The organism is Pseudarthrobacter raffinosi (genome assembly GCF_023913735.1).
GTDB classification, from domain to species: domain Bacteria; phylum Actinomycetota; class Actinomycetes; order Actinomycetales; family Micrococcaceae; genus Arthrobacter; species Arthrobacter raffinosi.
The window spans coordinates 1-16120 of the sequence record NZ_JAMXBH010000006.1 but is presented as its reverse complement, the minus strand read 5'-3'; the positions used below and the strand labels follow the sequence as shown (position 1 = coordinate 16120).

Annotated in this window: 15 protein-coding genes; 5 read left to right on the top strand and 10 right to left on the bottom strand. The window is 67.5% G+C overall.

Annotated features, from left to right (window positions below):
- Positions 1-254: 254 nt before the first annotated feature.
- Positions 255-1406, top strand: a complete 1152-nt coding sequence (locus NG698_RS06675; protein ID WP_252608939.1) for a glutamate--cysteine ligase — start codon at positions 255-257, stop codon at positions 1404-1406.
- A 57-nt stretch (positions 1407-1463) separates the two neighbouring features.
- On the opposite strand, the gene NG698_RS06670 is transcribed toward NG698_RS06675, so the two are convergent.
- The 6 genes from NG698_RS06670 to NG698_RS06645 form a co-directional block, all read right to left on the bottom strand.
- Entirely contained in the window at positions 1464-2624 is a 1161-nt protein-coding gene (locus NG698_RS06670) for a tRNA (adenosine(37)-N6)-threonylcarbamoyltransferase complex transferase subunit TsaD (protein ID WP_252608938.1), read from the bottom strand.
- Entirely contained in the window at positions 2621-3157 is a 537-nt protein-coding gene (rimI, locus tag NG698_RS06665; RefSeq protein WP_252598657.1) for a ribosomal protein S18-alanine N-acetyltransferase, read from the bottom strand. Before rimI ends, NG698_RS06670 begins: the two co-directional genes overlap by 4 nt.
- 2 nt (positions 3158-3159) lie before the next feature.
- On the bottom strand, positions 3160-3831 hold the full coding sequence (gene tsaB / locus NG698_RS06660) for a tRNA (adenosine(37)-N6)-threonylcarbamoyltransferase complex dimerization subunit type 1 TsaB (protein WP_056344197.1): 672 nt from the start codon (positions 3829-3831) through the stop codon (positions 3160-3162).
- The gene (gene tsaE, locus NG698_RS06655) at positions 3831-4409 is read right to left on the bottom strand and encodes a tRNA (adenosine(37)-N6)-threonylcarbamoyltransferase complex ATPase subunit type 1 TsaE (RefSeq protein WP_252609080.1); all 579 of its coding nucleotides are present in this window, start codon (positions 4407-4409) and stop codon (positions 3831-3833) included. Before tsaE ends, tsaB begins: the two co-directional genes overlap by 1 nt.
- Positions 4410-4426: 17 nt before the next feature.
- Positions 4427-5707: an alanine racemase gene (alr, locus tag NG698_RS06650; protein WP_252598353.1), complete on the bottom strand. Its 1281-nt coding sequence runs from the start codon at positions 5705-5707 to the stop codon at positions 4427-4429.
- Between the two features lie 78 nt (positions 5708-5785).
- Positions 5786-6877, bottom strand: coding sequence for a carbohydrate kinase family protein (locus NG698_RS06645; protein ID WP_252608936.1), 1092 nt, complete (start codon positions 6875-6877; stop codon positions 5786-5788).
- Positions 6878-6947: 70 nt separating this feature from the next.
- On the opposite strand from NG698_RS06645, the gene NG698_RS06640 reads away from it, so the two are divergent.
- Positions 6948-8390, top strand: coding sequence for a family 4 glycosyl hydrolase (locus NG698_RS06640; RefSeq protein WP_252608934.1), 1443 nt, complete (start codon positions 6948-6950; stop codon positions 8388-8390).
- On the opposite strand, the gene NG698_RS06635 is transcribed toward NG698_RS06640, so the two are convergent.
- Complete coding sequence (locus NG698_RS06635; protein ID WP_308293019.1) at positions 8387-8911, bottom strand: GNAT family N-acetyltransferase; 525 nt, start codon at positions 8909-8911, stop codon at positions 8387-8389. The genes NG698_RS06640 and NG698_RS06635 overlap by 4 nt on opposite strands.
- Before the next feature lie 119 nt (positions 8912-9030).
- Here NG698_RS06635 and mshA point away from each other — a divergent pair, with 119 nt between their 5' ends.
- From mshA to NG698_RS06620, 3 genes are all read left to right on the top strand, one after another.
- On the top strand, positions 9031-10305 hold the full coding sequence (mshA, locus tag NG698_RS06630; RefSeq protein WP_252608932.1) for a D-inositol-3-phosphate glycosyltransferase: 1275 nt from the start codon (positions 9031-9033) through the stop codon (positions 10303-10305).
- An 89-nt stretch (positions 10306-10394) separates the two neighbouring features.
- Positions 10395-12083: a formate--tetrahydrofolate ligase gene (locus NG698_RS06625; RefSeq protein ID WP_252608930.1), complete on the top strand. Its 1689-nt coding sequence runs from the start codon at positions 10395-10397 to the stop codon at positions 12081-12083.
- Between the two features lie 146 nt (positions 12084-12229).
- Positions 12230-13189: a DUF559 domain-containing protein gene (locus tag NG698_RS06620; protein WP_252598358.1), complete on the top strand. Its 960-nt coding sequence runs from the start codon at positions 12230-12232 to the stop codon at positions 13187-13189.
- A 127-nt stretch (positions 13190-13316) separates the two neighbouring features.
- Here the strand turns inward: NG698_RS06620 and NG698_RS06615 are convergent, their stop codons facing one another.
- The 3 genes from NG698_RS06615 to NG698_RS06605 form a co-directional block, all read right to left on the bottom strand.
- Positions 13317-14402, bottom strand: coding sequence for an inositol-3-phosphate synthase (locus NG698_RS06615; RefSeq protein WP_252608928.1), 1086 nt, complete (start codon positions 14400-14402; stop codon positions 13317-13319).
- Positions 14403-14560: 158 nt separating this feature from the next.
- Entirely contained in the window at positions 14561-15598 is a 1038-nt protein-coding gene (gene mgrA, locus NG698_RS06610) for an L-glyceraldehyde 3-phosphate reductase (RefSeq protein WP_252598360.1), read from the bottom strand.
- 51 nt (positions 15599-15649) lie between these two features.
- Entirely contained in the window at positions 15650-16006 is a 357-nt protein-coding gene (locus NG698_RS06605; protein WP_252608926.1) for a hypothetical protein, read from the bottom strand.
- Positions 16007-16120 lie beyond the last annotated feature (114 nt).

Sequence of the window (16120 nt, the reverse complement as noted above, 5' to 3'; positions counted from 1 at the left end):
AGCGGACGGAGGTGCCGTCGTCGGCCGCTCTGATTCCGGGGTTGAGGCCGGTGCAGGGCCAGAGGCCGCCGGGGCGGTGGCGGGAACTGCCGTGCAGGCAGTCAGGGCGGCCACGGCAGCGGACGCAATAAGGAGAGTGGTTTTGTGAATACTGTCACGGGTCCAAAGGAACAAGGCCATCAAGACGATGCTACCCCTGCATTAGACTTGAAGGCGGCGCGTGCCCAGGGATATCTGAACAGTTAGGGGAACGCATGAAGATTGATTTCGCTTCATCGAAGCAATCAACTCTTGGTGTGGAATGGGAGCTTGCCCTGGTGGACGGCCAGACCGGCGAACTGGCATCAGTGGCCAACGAAGTACTCAGCGGCGTCGTCGCCAAGCACCCCGAACTCAACGAAGACGACGAACACCCGCACATCAAGCAGGAACTCCTGCTCAACACCGTGGAACTGGTCACCGGCATCTGCGAGACCGCCGCCGAAGCCAAAGAAGACCTCAGCCGGTCCCTGGCCGCGGTGCGCGAAATCACCGACCCCATGGGCGTGGAGGTTTTCTGCGCCGGCAGCCACCCGTTCAGCCCGCCGCAGTTGCAGCCCGTGACGGACAAGGCCCGGTATGCCAAGCTGATCGACCGCACCCAGTGGTGGGGCCGGCAGATGGTCATCTACGGCGTGCACGTCCACGTAGGCCTCGACCGGCGCGAAAAGGCACTCCCCGTGCTGGACGGCCTGGTCAATTACTTCCCGCATTTCCAGGCGCTCTCGGCGTCGAGCCCGTTCTGGGGCGGCGAGGACACCGGCTACGCGTCGCACCGGGCCCTGATGTTCCAGCAGCTGCCGACGGCGGGCCTGCCCTTCCAGTTCCCGTCCTGGGACGAATACGAGTCCTACGTCCAGGACATGTTCACCACCGGCGTGATCGACACCCTGTCCGAGATCCGCTGGGACATCCGGCCCGTTCCGAACCTCGGCACCATCGAAATGCGCATCTGCGACGGCCTGGCCACCCTGGAGGAGGTGGGCGCGATTGCCGCGCTCACCCAGTGCCTGGTGGATGAATTTTCCACGACCCTGGACAACGGCGGCACCATCCCCACCATGCCGCCGTGGCACATCCAGGAGAACAAGTGGCGTGCCGCCCGCTACGGCATGGAGGCCATCATCATCCTCGACGCCGCCGGCAACGAACAGCTGGTCACCGACCACCTCCTGGAGACCCTGAACCGGCTTGAGCCGGTGGCAGCGAAGCTCGGCTGCCCCGACGAACTGGCCGACGTCGAGAAGATCATCCGCCGCGGCGCCGGGTACCAGCGGCAGCGACGCGTCGCTGCAGAGCACGGCGGCGACCTGCAGGCCGTGGTGCTGGACCTGGTCAAGCAGATGCGGAACGGCCCGACGGGGTAACGCAGTCCCTGCGGGGTTTCGACAGGCTCAACCGGCGGAAGCTTCGCGGCAGTCGGGTCAGGCCAGGAGTGAGACCGCGGTGACGGGCATCGAGGAATCCGGGGCGAAGCGGATGCCGCTGGGCCCGATCCCGGCCATCACCAGCTGCGCACCGAGGGCCGCCACCATGGCGCCGTTGTCCGTGCACAGGTCAAGCGGTGGCACGTGGAGTCTGATTCCGGCGGACGCACAACGCTGGCCGGTGAGTTCGCGCAGCCTGGAGTTGGCCGCCACGCCCCCGCCCAGCAGCACGTCCTTGATGCCATGCTCCCGGCAGGCCAGGACGGCCTTGGCCGTGATCACATCCACCACTGCTTCCTGGAAAGCTGCGGCGATGTCGGCCACCGGCACGTCTTCGCCGCGGGCCTCGAACTGCTCGACACACCGCGCCACCGCCGTCTTCAAGCCGCTGAAGGACCAGTCGTAGCGGTGTTTTCCAGGCTCCTCGGCGGTGCCCATGTACTTGGGCTGGCTGAGGCCGCGCGGGAAGCGGATGGCTTTGGCGTTGCCGGTGCGGGCCAGCCTGTCGATGACCGGGCCGCCCGGGTAGCCGAGGCCCAGGATGCGGGCCACCTTGTCGTATGCCTCGCCGGCGGCGTCGTCGATGGTGGAGCCGAGGAGCTGGACGTCGCTGGTGATGCTGTGGATCTTCAGGATTTCGGTATGCCCACCGGAGACCAGCAGGGCGCCCAGGTTTTCCGGGAGACGGCCTTCGTGGCCGAGCCCAACCGCAAGGCTGGCGGGACGGCCGGCGGTGCCGCTGGCCCCACGGCCGGCGGCAGCTCCGCCGTCGGACTTCCCATCCAGCAGCCCGACGCCGACGTGCGCCACCAGGTGGTTGATGGCATACAGCGGTTTTCCGGTGGCCACGGCGAGGGCCTTCGCGGCGCAGACCCCCACCATCAGTGCTCCTGCGAGCCCCGGCCCGGAGGTGACGGCAAGGGCGTCCACGTCCTCCAGCGACACGTCGGCGTCGGCCAGGGCCTGGCGCAGGGTAGGCACAAAGGCGTCAAGGTGCGCGCGCGAGGCGATCTCGGGGATCACGCCGCCGAAGCGTACGTGCTCGTCCATCGAGGAGGACACCGTGTTGGTGAGCAGCGTGGTGCCGCGGACGATGCCGACGCCGGTTTCGTCGCAGGAGGATTCGATGCCCAGCACCAGGGGCTGCGAACGGTTCATGGCTGGCCTGCTTCTGTTGTGTGATCCTGGGCTGGTGCGGGGTCAGCTGACGCCGGGTCGGCAGTGGCTTCGGGGACCAGCTGCAGCCGCATGATGAGGGCGTCAACGCCGTCGCGGTAGTACCCGCGGCGGACGTGGATCTGTTCGAAGCCGAACCGCACGTACAGCTGCTGCGCCCGGGGGTTGTCCGCGCGGACCTCCAGGAGGACGTCCGCCGCCCCGCGGAGACCGGCTTCCGTGATCAGCCTGTTCAGGAGCGTAGAGCCTATGCCCCGGCCTTCGCATTCAGGCACGACGGCGATGGTCTGGACATCCGCGATGGGCTCGATGCACATCAGGCCGGCGTAGCCCACTATCTCGCCGCCGCTTTCCGCCACCAGGTAACGGCGCGTTTCCGGCTGGGACAGTTCGGACAGGAACATGTGCAGCGGCCACGCGTCCGCAGGGAAGAGCCGCTGTTCGAGGGCGTCCACGGCGGGCACGTCCTTCAGGGTCATGTCCCGGAAAACCACTCCGTCAGCGCTGGTCGGCATGCTCACAGGGCCCGCTTCCGTGGGCCGGGGACCTGGGCGTCCGATTCCCGGAGGTACAGGGGTGTGGAGTCGAGCAGCTGCCCGCCGGCTGCCAGCCGGGCCAAGGCGAACTGTCCGAGGTAGAGGGCGTCCGGTTGTTCGTTGCTGAATCCCGGGTCTGCGCGCAGCACGTCACTGTAGAGTCCGGCGCCGGCGCCGTAGGCCGGGAGGTCCGGCAGGTCGGCCGCGAAGCTGACGTGCGGGCCGTCCTCGAGCTGCGGCAACTGGCCGTCGGCGAGGCTGTACCGCGCCCAGTAGACCTCTTTGCGCCGGGCATCCGTGACCACCAGGAATTCGGCCGCGGCATCGGTGGACTCAGCCACTTCCAGTGCCACGGCGTCCAGGCTCATCAGCCCGTACAGCGGTTTGTCCCAGACGAAGGCGAGCGTCCGGGCGGTTGCGATCCCCGAGCGCAGGCCGGTAAACGGGCCGGGGCCCACGCCTGTCACGATCGCGTCAATGTCCCCGCCGGTGACGCCCGCAGAGGCCAGCAGGTCCTCGATGCCGGGTGCAAGCACTTCGGCGTGGCTGCGCGTGTCCTCGGTGGAGAAGCTGGCCACCACGCCTTCGAGGGCGTCGTCCGAGACGAGTGCGGCACTGGCCACGGCGGACGTGTCGATGGCGAGAATGAGCATCAGGGTGTCCCTTCGATGGCGCCGCCCAGAGCAGGCTTGGTGCTCCAGCGGGGACCAAACCCGCGCAGCACGATAGTGCGGGGTTCGTCGAAGTCCTCGGTGTCAAAGTCGAGGATTTCGGTGTGGCCGGGCATTGGTTCCGCGGCGCCTATGGCGTCCAGCCCGATCGCCCGGTGCAGGTCCACTTCCAGCCGGCTCTCGCTCAGGTGCTCCACCCGGCCGCGCCCCCATTCCACCACGGTCACGGACGAGTCCAGCGTGTTTTCCAGGTCAATATCGTCAATTTCCGACGCCGATCCCAGCCGGTACGCGTCCACGTGCACCAGGTCCGGGCCACCGGGCCGCGGGCCGTCGGGCAGGTTGGGATGGATGCGGACCAGGACAAACGTGGGCGAGATGATTCCCGCGCGCACGCCCAGGCCTTCGCCGAGCCCCTGCGTGAAGGTGGTTTTGCCGGCCCCCAGCTCGCCGGTCAGCACCAACAGATCCCCGGCCTGCAGCTCCGCCCCTAAAGCGGCACCGAGCGCGTGCGTCTCATGCGCCGTCGTGACTCTCCGCGTCTGTTCCCAGGTGGGCATCTCTGCCGGGAGCACGCTCACGGTGTTGCCTGCCCGGCGTCGGGATTGCCGATGGCAGAACGCCCGGCGCCAGGAACGTCGCCGGCTGGGCGGCTGCCGGAAGGCTCGACGGCGGGACTTTCGTTGATGACCCGGCGCGGCACCCGCGGGCTGATCCGGGTCACGATCTCGTAGTTGTTGGTGCCGGCGGCGACCGCCCAGTCGTCCGCCGTGGGCCCGCCGTCGTCCCCGTTGCCGAACAGCACCGCCTCGGCGCCGAAGAGGTCTGCGCCGGCGGGGCCGATGTTGCCGAGGTCGATGACCATCTGATCCATGGCGATGCGCCCCACCACGGGGTAGGTCCGGCCAGCCACCCGGACGGGACCGCCGGTGGCAATGCGGGGCACACCGTCGGCGTAGCCCAGCGGGATCAGCGCCAGGGTGCTGGGGCCGCTGGTGCGGTAGCGCAGGCCGTAGGAGACGCCCTGCCCGTCGGGGACCTGCTTGCATTGGGACACCAGGGTGCGCAGCGTCATCGCGGGCCGGAGGCCCAGTTCGGCGGACGTCTGGCCTTCGAAGGGCGAGAGGCCGTAGATGCCCAGGCCCACGCGGACCAGGTCAAAGTGAGTATCGGGGCGGGACAGCGTGGCGGGGGTGTTGGCCAGGTGACGGACTTCAGCGTCCACGCCGGCGTCCTCGGCCACAGCCAGCACCTCGCGGAAGGCCGCCAATTGTTCATCGGTTTCCGGCCGTTCGGGTTCATCTGCCACGGACAGGTGGGAGAAGATGCCCACCACGCGCAGGAGGCCCTGGTCCTGGTACTCCATGGCTTCGCCCAGCAGCTGGTCCCAGGCATCGAGCGCTACGCCGTTCCGGCCCAGGCCCGTGTCCACTTTCAGGTGGATCCGCGCGGGACGTTCCTGGTCACGCGCGGCGGCCACAATCCGGTCCAGTTCCCAGCCGGAGCAGCCGATGTCGACGCCGGCAGCCACCGCTGCGGCGAAGTTGCTTTCCGCCGTGTGCAGCCAGGCCAGCAGGGGGGCGTCGATGCCCGCGGCCCGCAGCGCCAGCGCCTCGGAGATGTGCGCGACCCCCAGCCAGGACGCGCCGGCTTCGAGGGCGGCCCGGGCCACCGGAACCGCGCCGTGTCCGTAGGCGTCGGCCTTCACCACGGCCATGACCCTCGCGGGTGAGGCCGCGTCTGCCAGCCGCCGCACGTTGTGGCGGATGGCGTCCAGGTCAATGACGGCGGACCGCTCGTACTGAGGATCAGGTCCTGAGGCCGCGCGGAAGTCACCGGTCGTTACGGGATAAGTCACCCTAGTGATTCTAGTGCGGCGGCCCGGGCCGGGATAATCGCGCCGCGTTCCCGGCGCACGGTTCAGGGCGCCACGGCGTCAGGCGTCGGACAGGTGCGCGATGGTGGCGGTGGCGCGGCGCTGCGCTGCCAGCGGGACGTCGCTGATAATGTCCGCCAGGAAACCGAAGCGGCGGAGCCACTGGCTGCTCTGGCGTTCGGGCCGGGAGTTGGCCCGCTTCCACCAGTCCGCGATGTCTCCCCAGCCGGGCGCTGCCAGCGAACCGCCCACCTCCTGCACGGCCAGGGAGGCGCAGAGGTTGGCGAAACGGAGCCGGTTGCCCAGCGGCCATCCGGCCAGGCTGCCCACGATGAAGGCTGCATCAAAGCAGTCGCCGGCTCCGGTGGGATCAAAGGCAGTCACCGGCAACGACGGCACCCACTCCTCCTCACCGGTTTCCGAGTCAACCGCCATGGCACCCTGCGCCCCGAGCGTCACCACTGCAACGGGCACACGGTCCGCCAAGGCATAGAGTGCGGACCACGGGTTGTCCTTCCCCGTGAAGGCCATGGCCTCCCGCTGGTTGGGCAGGAAAGCGTGGAAGTACTGCAGGTTTTCCAGCCGGACCGGTGACCACTCGCCGCTGGGGTCCCAGCCCACATCCCCGAACAGTTTGACGCCGGCCTGGTGGGCGGCGACAGCCCAGGGTTCAATCTCGACGTCGAGCTCGGCAATGCCCGCGAGCGCCGGCGGGGGCGGACCGATCAGTTCCGACGACGTCACGGGCGCCGGGTGGCCATGCGTCACCAGGGAACGGTCGTTGTGGACGCTGAGCGAGACGGTCACCGGGGAATGCCACCCCGGGATGCGGCGCGACAGGCTCAGGTCCACGTGTTCCTGCCCGGCCAGGATTTTCCAGTTGTAGTCTCCGTAGCCGTCGTCGCCGAAGGCGGCTGCCAGTCCCGTGCGCAGTCCCAGCCTCGCCGCGGCAATTGCCTGGTTCGCGACGCCGCCGGGGCAGCTGCCCATGCCCTCGCTCCAGATTTCCGTGCCCGGCTCGGGCGCGTGGGGCAGTCCCGTGAAGATGATGTCCTGGAAGACAGTGCCGGCCAGGAGGAGGTCGAACCCGCCGTCGGACGGTTTCCGGAGGGCAGAGAGCGGGTCGAAGCGGCGGTCCGGGATGGCGTCCATGTCCGGCACACTACGCCCTGCCGCGGCCCCACGGTAGGGGCGCGCCCGGCGCCCGCCTAGACTGCTGACTATGCGGCTTATGATTGCCGGCGGCGGCGGATTCCGCGTGCCGCTTGTGTACCGGGCGCTGGCGTCCGGCGCGTTTGCGGGGCTGGTCAGCGAACTGGTGCTGTTCGACGTCGATCCCGACCGCCTCCGCGCCATCACCGCGGTGCTGCGCGCCATGCCCGAGTCCGACTGCGGCGCTGCCGGAGGCCCCACCTCCGGCCCGAACGCAGGTGCCAAGGCCCCCGCCGTCCACACCACGACGTCCCTGCCGGAGGCCCTGGCGGGTACAGACCTGGTGTTCGCCGCCATCCGCCCCGGCGGCACGGCCGGCCGGATCAGGGACGAACGCGTGGCCCAGGACCTTGGCCTGCTCGGCCAGGAAACCACCGGCGCGGGCGGCATTTCCTACGCCCTGCGCACCATCCCGGAAATGCTGCACCTGGCGCGGCAGATGCGGGAGTTCTGCCCGGACGCCTGGCTGATCAACTTCACCAACCCGGCCGGCATGGTCACCGAAGCCCTGCTGCCGGTCCTTGGCCGGCAGGTCATCGGGATCTGCGATTCCGCGGGTGGGCTGGTGCACCGGGCGGCCCGCGCCGCCGGCCTGACGCTGCCCGACGGAACGCTCGACGGCGTGGACTACTACGGGTTGAACCACCTGGGCTGGCTCCACCGGCTGGAGTCCGGCGGCCAGGATCTGCTGCCCGCACTGCTGTCAGATGCCGCTGCCCTCAGCACCTTCGAGGAAGGCCGGCTCTTCCCGCAGCCGTTCCTCCAGGACCTGGGCGCCCTGCCCAACGAATACCTCTATTACTACTACCAGCGGGACAGCGCCGCGGCGGCCATGCGCGCCATGGCCCAGACCCGCGGCGAGTCCATCCACCACCAGCAGGCCGAACTCTATCCGCGGCTCGCCTCAGCCGGGGCGGAGGCGTACACGCTGTGGGACGCCGCCCGCCGCTCGCGGGAGGAAGGCTACCTCGCGGAGGCGCGGACCCACGGCGAGCAGCGCGACGAGGACGACCTCGCCGGCGGCGGCTACGAACACGTCGCCCTGGCGGTGATGCGCGCGTTGGCGGGAGCCGGGGACGCCCAGCTCATCCTCAACACGCCCAACACGCTTCCGTCCGGTCCTGGCGGGGCGACCGCCCCCGGCGGCACCACCCCGGAACCGGCCATTCCGGGACTGCCGGCGGACGCCGTCGTCGAGGTCCCCTGCACGGTAACGCCCGACGGCGCGGTGCCGCTTACGCAGTCAGCCCCGGGACCGGAGCAACTCACCCTCCTCCAGCGCGTCAAGGAGGTGGAGCGGCTCACCGTCCGGGCAGCGACGCACGGAGACCGGGCGGCCGCCGTCGACGCTTTCGGCCGGCATCCCCTGGTGGATTCCCCCGCCCTGGGGGCACAGCTCATGGCCGGCTACGAGCACGCGTTCCCTGCGCTGCGCGGGCTTTGGCGCGGCTAGAGCTTCCGGTACATCACGTGCAGGCCCACGTATCCGAGCGTGGGGTGGTTGAACGCCTCGGGGATGGTGGCGAGGATTTCGAAGCCCATCCCCTGCCAGGCGGCCACCGCGCGGACATTGCGTTCCACCACGGCGTTGAACTGCATGGCCCGGAAGCCCGCGTCCCGTGCCGCGTCCAGGGAGTATGCGCACAGGGCCCGTGCCACGCCTTTGCCGCCGTGGCCGCTGTGGACCATGTAGCCGGCGTTGGCCACGTGGCTGCCCGCGCCGCCCTGGTTGGGGTGCAGTTCGCCGGTGCCGATCACGCCGCCGTCGGGCGTCACGGCCACAAACGCCTGGACGGGGGCATCCTTGAACCAGCGGGCCCGGGCGTCGGCCTCAGTTGTGTCCCGGTCCCAGGTGAACGTCTCGCCGGACCGGATGACGGGCTCCAGCACGGCCCACATGCCGGGCCAGTCGGCGTCCGTGGCGGGGCGGATCGAGTATTCCGCGGAACTGTGCGGTGTTGTGGCTGCATTCACACGCGCCACGTTAGCAGCCGGCCACGTGCCGGGAGGCCGCCCGGGAGCGGCTGGAGTAGTGTTTTACCGAGTGGGCAACAGCGGGGCCCACGCCGCGCCAGCGGTGGGAAGGAGAAGTCATGACATTGATCCGCAGGGTCGCGTTACTCTCCCTCCACACCTCCCCGATGGAGCAGCCAGGCTCCGGCGACGCCGGCGGCATGAACGTCTACATCCGGGAACTGGCGTCCGCGCTCGCCGAGACCGGCGTAGAGGTGGAGATCTTCACGCGCTCCACGTCAGCCAACCAGGCCGCCGTCGAACATCCGGACCCCGGCGTGTGCGTCCACAACGTGCTGGCCGGGCCGCCGCGGAAGATCCCCAAGGAAGAACTGCCGGAGCTGCTGCACCACATGGTCGCCGAGATCGAGCAGATCCGCCAGCGCCAGCCGCACGGCCGCTACGACGTTATCCATTCGCACTATTGGGTGTCCGGAATCGCCGGCCTGGAGCTCTCGGAGCTCTGGGGTGTGCCGCTGGTCCACACCATGCACACCATGGCCAAAGTCAAAAACCTCCTGCTGGAGTCCGGCGAACAGCCCGAGCCACGGCGGCGCGAAGAGGGCGAGCACCGGATCGTCGACGGCGCCGCCCGCCTGATCGCCAACACCACCGCCGAAGCCGGAGAGCTGGTGTCCCACTACGGTGCCGATTACGACCGGATCGACGTCGCACCGCCGGGCGTGGACCTCAGCACCTTCACTCCCGCCTTCCGGGCGCGGTCCCGGGCCGAACGGGGTGTTTCGCCGGAGACATTCCACCTGGTCTTCGCTGGCCGGATCCAGCGGCTGAAGGGCCCGCAGATACTGCTCAAGGCCGCCGCATTGCTGCGGGCCCGGCGGCCGGAGATCAATCTCCGGCTCACCATCCTTGGTGCCCTCAGCGGCAACAAGGACTTCAACCTCCGGCACCTGATCGCTGAGTCTGGCATGGACGACGTCGTCACGCACCTTCCCCCGGTCAGCGCGTCTGACCTGGCGTCCTGGTTCCGGGCGGCGGATGTTGTGGTGATGCCTTCCTACAGTGAATCGTTCGGGCTGGTGGCCATCGAAGCGCAGGCCTGCGGGACGCCCGTGGTGGGCACCCGGGTGGGCGGGCTGTCCCGCGCCATCTGCCATGGCCGAACCGGGCTGCTGGTGGACGGGCACCATGCCAAGGACTGGGCGAACGCGCTCGAAGCGATGTACGACGATCCGGACACCCGTGCCGATATGGGGCGGGCTGCGGCCATCCGGGCGGAGAACCTGGGGTGGAACCGCACTGCCGCCATCACGCTGGAAACGTACCACGCCGCCGTCGAACAGCAGTTGGCCAGCCGGCTGACCCCAACTTCCCCAACCCTCTCTCACCTTTGAGCCGTTTTTCCCCCAACCCTCTCTCACCTTTGAATCGTCGGCTGATAGATTGTCGCGCACAGTGTTCCGCACAGAGCCAAAGGACATCGATGTCTGAAAACAAGGTCCTCACCGATCTTGAGATCGCGCAAAGGGCCGCCATCCTGCCCATCGGGGAGATCGCGGAGCGGGCCGGTATCAATGCCGATGCCGTGGAGCCGTATGGGCGGTACAAGGCGAAAATCGACCCCGCCCGGCTGCGGCTCCCCGCGGGAAAGACCGCCGGGAAAGTGGTCCTCGTCTCGGCCATGTCCCCCACCCCGGCCGGCGAGGGAAAGTCCACCACCACGGTGGGACTGGCCGATTCGCTGGCACGGGCGGGCCACAAGGTCATGATCGCGCTGCGCGAACCGTCCTTGGGCCCCATCCTGGGCATGAAGGGCGGGGCGGCGGGCGGCGGCTATTCCCAGGTCCTGCCCATGGACGAGATCAACCTGCATTTCACCGGTGACTTCCACGCGATCACTTCGGCCAACAACGCGCTCATGGCCCTTGTGGACAACCACATTTTTCAGGGGAATGAGCTGAACATCGATCCGCGGCGCGTGACGTTCAAGCGCGTCCTGGACATGAACGACCGCTCGCTCCGAGAGGTGATCATCGGCCTCGGCGGACCGGCGCAGGGCGTGCCGCGCCAGGACAGTTTCGACATCACAGCGGCCTCCGAGATCATGGCCGTCTTCTGCCTGGCCACGGACCTGGACGATCTGCGCGAGCGCATAGGCCGCATCACTGTGGGCTACAGCCACGACCGCCAGCCGGTCACGGTGGCGGATCTGGGTGTCCAGGGCGCGCTGACCATGCTGCTCAAGGATGCCCTCAAGCCCAACCTTGTCCAGTCCATCGCCGGCACGCCCGCCGTTGTCCACGGCGGCCCGTTCGCGAACATCGCGCACGGCTGCAACTCCCTCATCGCCACCCGGACAGCGCAGCAGCTGGCCGACATCGTGGTCACGGAAGCCGGCTTCGGGGCGGACCTCGGCGCTGAGAAGTACATGGACATCAAGGCGCGCATCGCAGACGTGGCACCGTCCGCCGTCGTGGTGGTGGCGACGGTCCGGGCGCTCAAGATGCACGGCGGCGTCCCGAAGGACCAGCTCAAGGAGCCGAACGTCGAGGCGCTGGCCGCCGGCGTCGGGAACCTGAAACGGCACGTGCACAACGTCGAGAAGTTCGGCATCGCGCCGGTGGTGGCCATCAACAAGTTCGCCACAGATACGCCCGAAGAGCTGGAGTGGCTGCTCGCCTGGTGCGCCCGGGAAGGCGTACAGGCCGCGGTCGCCGACGTCTGGGGCCGGGGCGGAGGGGGCGACGGCGGCGATGAACTCGCGGCGAAGGTCGCCGCCGCGGTGGCGGCGCCGTCGGACTTCCGGCACCTGTATCCGCTGACCCTGTCTGTGGAGGACAAGATCCGGACGATTGTGCAGGAGATCTACGGGGCCGACGGCGTGGAGTTCTCGGTGCCGGCACTCAAAAGGCTGGCCGACATTGAGAAGCACGGCTGGGGCGGAATGCCCGTGTGTATGGCGAAGACGCAGTATTCGTTCACCGACGACGCCTCGCAGCTGGGCGCACCCAAGGGCTTCATCATCCACGTACGCGACCTCATTCCGAAGACCGGCGCCGGCTTCATCGTGGCCCTGACCGGTGCCGTCATGACCATGCCCGGCTTACCCAAGGAGCCCGCCGCGATGCGCATGGACGTCGACGCGCACGGCAACCCGGTCGGCCTCTTCTGACCTATCCCGCCCCCACCCCGGACGCTCTCTCACATATGGTGGGTTTCCAACGAACCCTCTCTCACCTTTGGGGCCTTTCCAGGCAACGCTCTCTCACCTGTGGATAACTTCTGCGGGCACCGGCGACTCTGAGGAACAATGCCGGTATGCACACGCAGACTGCGCTTCCCGCCACATTGGCATCCGGCCCGTTCACGCTCACGGACGCCACAGCCGAAGGCGTACCTCGGAATCGTCTCCTTCGGCCCGACGTCGCGCATGTCAGCCGCGGACTGTACCGTCCCGCAGACTGGGATTTCGAACTTGAGGCTGCCGCCCGCGCGCTCTCGGCAGCCACTCCGGGTGCCTGGATCTCGCACGTAACGGCGGCACGTCTTCGCAGTTCGTGCCTTCCACCGTGGCTCTCTGACTCCACGGAACTGCATCTGAGCAAGCCGCGGTCCCTGCCGAGCGTTCGCCGCAAAGGCGTGATCGGACATACGGTGACCGCGGCTGATGACGAGGTCGAATCGGTTGACGGAATCCGCATCAGCACGCGTCCGCGCACATGGCTGGACATGGCCCGCGTGCTGCCGTTGAAGGACCTCATATGCCTGGGTGACGAGTTGATCCGGTTGCCCCGGCAGGCGTTTGAAAACCGCGATGTACCGTTCACCACCATTGAGGAATTGCGCGCCCTGACGGGTCGGCACAAAAACCTCCAGGGAATTGTCCGCGCCCGCGAAGCCTTGGAACTCATGCGAGTCGGAGCGGATTCCGGCCCGGAGACCCTGCTCCGGCTGGCAATGCTCGACGCCGGGGTCCCCGAGCCCCAGCTTCAGCTCACGCTGCGCGAGGCAGACCCGCTGTCGCCGTCGGCGGATCTGGGATACCGCCATCGGCGCGTGGCCATCCAGTACGACGGCGGCCATCACCTCATGCCCAAACAGAAACTCAGCGATCGGCGACGGGACAAGGCCTTCGAAGCCGCCGGCTGGACGGTCCTCATTTTCGGTAAAGAGGATCTGGCCGATGGATTCGAACGCGCCGTCAGCATTCTCAAAAGGGAACTGCGGTCCGCCTGGGTGGATCCCGCGGTCGTGTCCGGCTTTTCGCATTCGATGTAGTGAGAGAGCGTCCGCCAGAAACGCCCCAAAGGTGCGAGAGCGTCGCACGGGGCTTTAAACGCCGGACGCTCCCCCACCAAAAAGTGAGAGAGCGTCCGGCAAAAACCCACCAAAGGTGAGAGAGCGTTTAGCGCTCGAGGTCTCCGCGGATGAAGGCCTCGACCTTGTCACGGGCGAGGTCGTCGTTGAACTGCTCCGGCGGGGACTTCATGAAGTAGCTCGAGGCCGAGAGCAGCGGGCCGCCGATGCCGCGGTCCAGGCCGATCTTGGCGGCGCGGATGGCGTCGATGATCACGCCGGCGGAGTTGGGTGAGTCCCAGACTTCCAGCTTGTATTCGAGCGATACGGGGGCATCACCGAAGTTGCGGCCTTCGAGGCGGACGAAGGCCCATTTGCGGTCGTCGAGCCACTGGACGTAGTCGGACGGGCCGATGTGGACGTTGCGCGGTGCAATCTCGGCTTCAACGTTGGAGGTCACGGCCTGGGTCTTGGAGATCTTCTTGGACTCGAGGCGGTCGCGCTCCAGCATGTTCTTGAAGTCCATGTTGCCGCCGACATTCAGCTGGTACGTGCGGTCCAGCGTGACGCCGCGGTCTTCGAAGAGCTTGGCCATAACGCGGTGCGTGATGGTGGCACCGATCTGGCTCTTGATGTCGTCGCCCACGATCGGCACGCCGGCGGCGGTGAACTTGTCGGCCCATTCCTTGGTGCCGGCGATGAACACGGGGAGGGCGTTGACGAACGCCACGCCGGCGTCGATGGCAGCCTGCGCGTAGAAGTGCGCTGCATCCTCGGAACCAACCGGGAGGTAGCAGACCATAACGTCGGCCTTGGATTCGCGGAGCGCGGCGACGATGTCAACGGGCTCTTCGGTTGACTGTTCGATGGTCTCGAGGTAGTACTTGCCGAGGCCGTCCAGGGTGTGGCCGCGCTGGACGGTCACGCCGGTCGGGGGCACGTCGGCGATCTTGATGGTGTTGTTCTCGCTGGCCAGGATGGCATCGGCGAGGTCCACGCCCACCTTCTTGCCGTCAACATCAAAGGCGGCAACAAACTGGACATCGTTGACGTGGTACTTGCCGAACTCCACGTGCATCAGACCCGGGATCGTGGCCTGGGGATCGGCGTCACGGTAATAATGCACGCCCTGGACGAGCGAGGCGGCGCAGTTACCCACACCAACGATGGCAACACGAATCGGATTTGCAGACACGGAGCTCCTTTGAAGACAACTTCAGCCGCCAGGACGGTTAGTACCGGAAAGTACGACGGCGGCACGCTGGCAGTGCGCCATTCGGCGCCTTTTCATCTTACCCAACCATGCGGGGGCCGGGATTGTTCCCGGCCCCCGCCAGTTGAAGCGTTACGTTGTTACTTCTGCTTCCATAGGTTGATGTCCGACTCGACGGCGAACTCGTCGATGGCATTGACCTCGTCTGCGGTGAAGTCCAGGTTGTTGATGGCGGACAGGGTGTCTTCCAGCTGCCGGACGCTGGAAGCGCCGACGAGTGCGGAGGTCACGGAGGAGCCCTCGCCCTGCTCGCGGAGGATCCAGGCGATCGCCATTTGCGCGAGGGTCTGGCCCCGCCCCTCGGCGATCCGGTTGAGCCCGCGGACGCGGTCCAGGTTCTCGGGAGTGATCATGGCTTCGTCCAGGGACTTGTGCTGCGCTGCCCGGGAATCCGCGGGCACGCCGTTGAGGTAGCGGCCTGTGAGCATTCCCTGGGCCAGCGGCGAGAAGGCGATGCAGCCGGCGCCCACCTGCTCCAGGGCCTCGTACAGGTTGGGGCTGCCGTTCTCGGTCCAGCGGTTCAGCATGGAGTAGCTCGGCTGGTGGATCAGCAACGGCGTACCGAGTTCCTTCAGGATCCGCGCGGCCTCGAGGGTCTGCTCCGGAGTGTAGGACGAGATGCCCGCGTACAGCGCCTTGCCCGAGCGGACGGCCTGGTCCAGCGCGCCCATGGTCTCTTCCATCGGCGTTTCCGGGTCCGGGCGGTGGCTGTAGAAGATGTCCACGTAGTCCAGGCCCATGCGCTCCAGGGACTGGTCCAGGCTGGCCAGCAGGTACTTGCGGGAGCCAAAGTTGCCGTACGGGCCCGGCCACATGTCGTAGCCGGCCTTGCTGGAGATGATGAGTTCGTCGCGGTACGGCTTGAAGTCGTCCTTGAAGTGGCGGCCGAAGTTGGTCTCGGCGGCGCCGTAGGGCGGTCCGTAGTTGTTCGCGAGGTCGAAGTGGGTGACGCCCAGATCGAAGGCGCGGCGCAGGATGGCCCGCTGCACTTCGAAGGGCTTGTCGTCGCCGAAGTTGTGCCACAGTCCCAGGGAAATGGCCGGCAGTTTCAGTCCGCTGCGTCCGACGCGGCGGTAGGGCATGGATTCATAGCGGTCTTCCGCGGCTGAATAAGTCATACATACCATCCTGCCATCTGTGACGCGCGCTACAGACCGCAAGGCCCCGGGTTACGTCTCCGGAGCCGGCAGGGAATCGACGACGGCGGCAATCGCCGCGTCGTATTGGGGCGCCTGCAGGTAGTCGCTGTGGCTTACTACGAGGAACTGATACGTGAAGGGATCCATCTCCTGCGCGTAGGGGTCTGTCCCGACGTTCTCGGCACCTCCCGGACCTTTATAGAGAACCGGGAAGCCGAGGTAATCGGTCTTGCGGTACAGATTCACCCATCGATTCGGACCGGCCCCGAGGACGTGGCTGAGGTTCACGTCGAACTGAACCGCCGGTTCGCCGGTCACAATGCGCTCATCGTCCGGGCTTCCGGCCGCGGTGAGCTTTGTCCGGCCCGCCGGGGCGGTGGCGAGCACGGCCGGACCCAGTGAGGTGTACTACTGATGTGAGACACAGTTTGAAAGGATTGTGCCCATGTCTGCTCGACCAACCTATTCCGATGAGTTCAAGGCTGATGCCGTTGCGCTGGT

Coding starts and splice junctions, on each gene's coding strand:
- NG698_RS06675 (WP_252608939.1), top strand. CDS start 255: ATGAAGATTGATTTCGCTTCATCGAAGCAATCAACTCTTGGTGTGGAA.
- NG698_RS06670 (WP_252608938.1), bottom strand. CDS start 2,624: ATGAACCGTTCGCAGCCCCTGGTGCTGGGCATCGAATCCTCCTGCGAC.
- rimI (WP_252598657.1), bottom strand. CDS start 3,157: ATGCCGACCAGCGCTGACGGAGTGGTTTTCCGGGACATGACCCTGAAG.
- tsaB (WP_056344197.1), bottom strand. CDS start 3,831: ATGCTCATTCTCGCCATCGACACGTCCGCCGTGGCCAGTGCCGCACTC.
- tsaE (WP_252609080.1), bottom strand. CDS start 4,409: ATGCCCACCTGGGAACAGACGCGGAGAGTCACGACGGCGCATGAGACG.
- NG698_RS06645 (WP_252608936.1), bottom strand. CDS start 6,877: ATGGACGCCATCCCGGACCGCCGCTTCGACCCGCTCTCTGCCCTCCGG.
- NG698_RS06640 (WP_252608934.1), top strand. CDS start 6,948: ATGCGGCTTATGATTGCCGGCGGCGGCGGATTCCGCGTGCCGCTTGTG.
- mshA (WP_252608932.1), top strand. CDS start 9,031: ATGACATTGATCCGCAGGGTCGCGTTACTCTCCCTCCACACCTCCCCG.
- NG698_RS06625 (WP_252608930.1), top strand. CDS start 10,395: ATGTCTGAAAACAAGGTCCTCACCGATCTTGAGATCGCGCAAAGGGCC.
- NG698_RS06620 (WP_252598358.1), top strand. CDS start 12,230: ATGCACACGCAGACTGCGCTTCCCGCCACATTGGCATCCGGCCCGTTC.
- mgrA (WP_252598360.1), bottom strand. CDS start 15,598: ATGACTTATTCAGCCGCGGAAGACCGCTATGAATCCATGCCCTACCGC.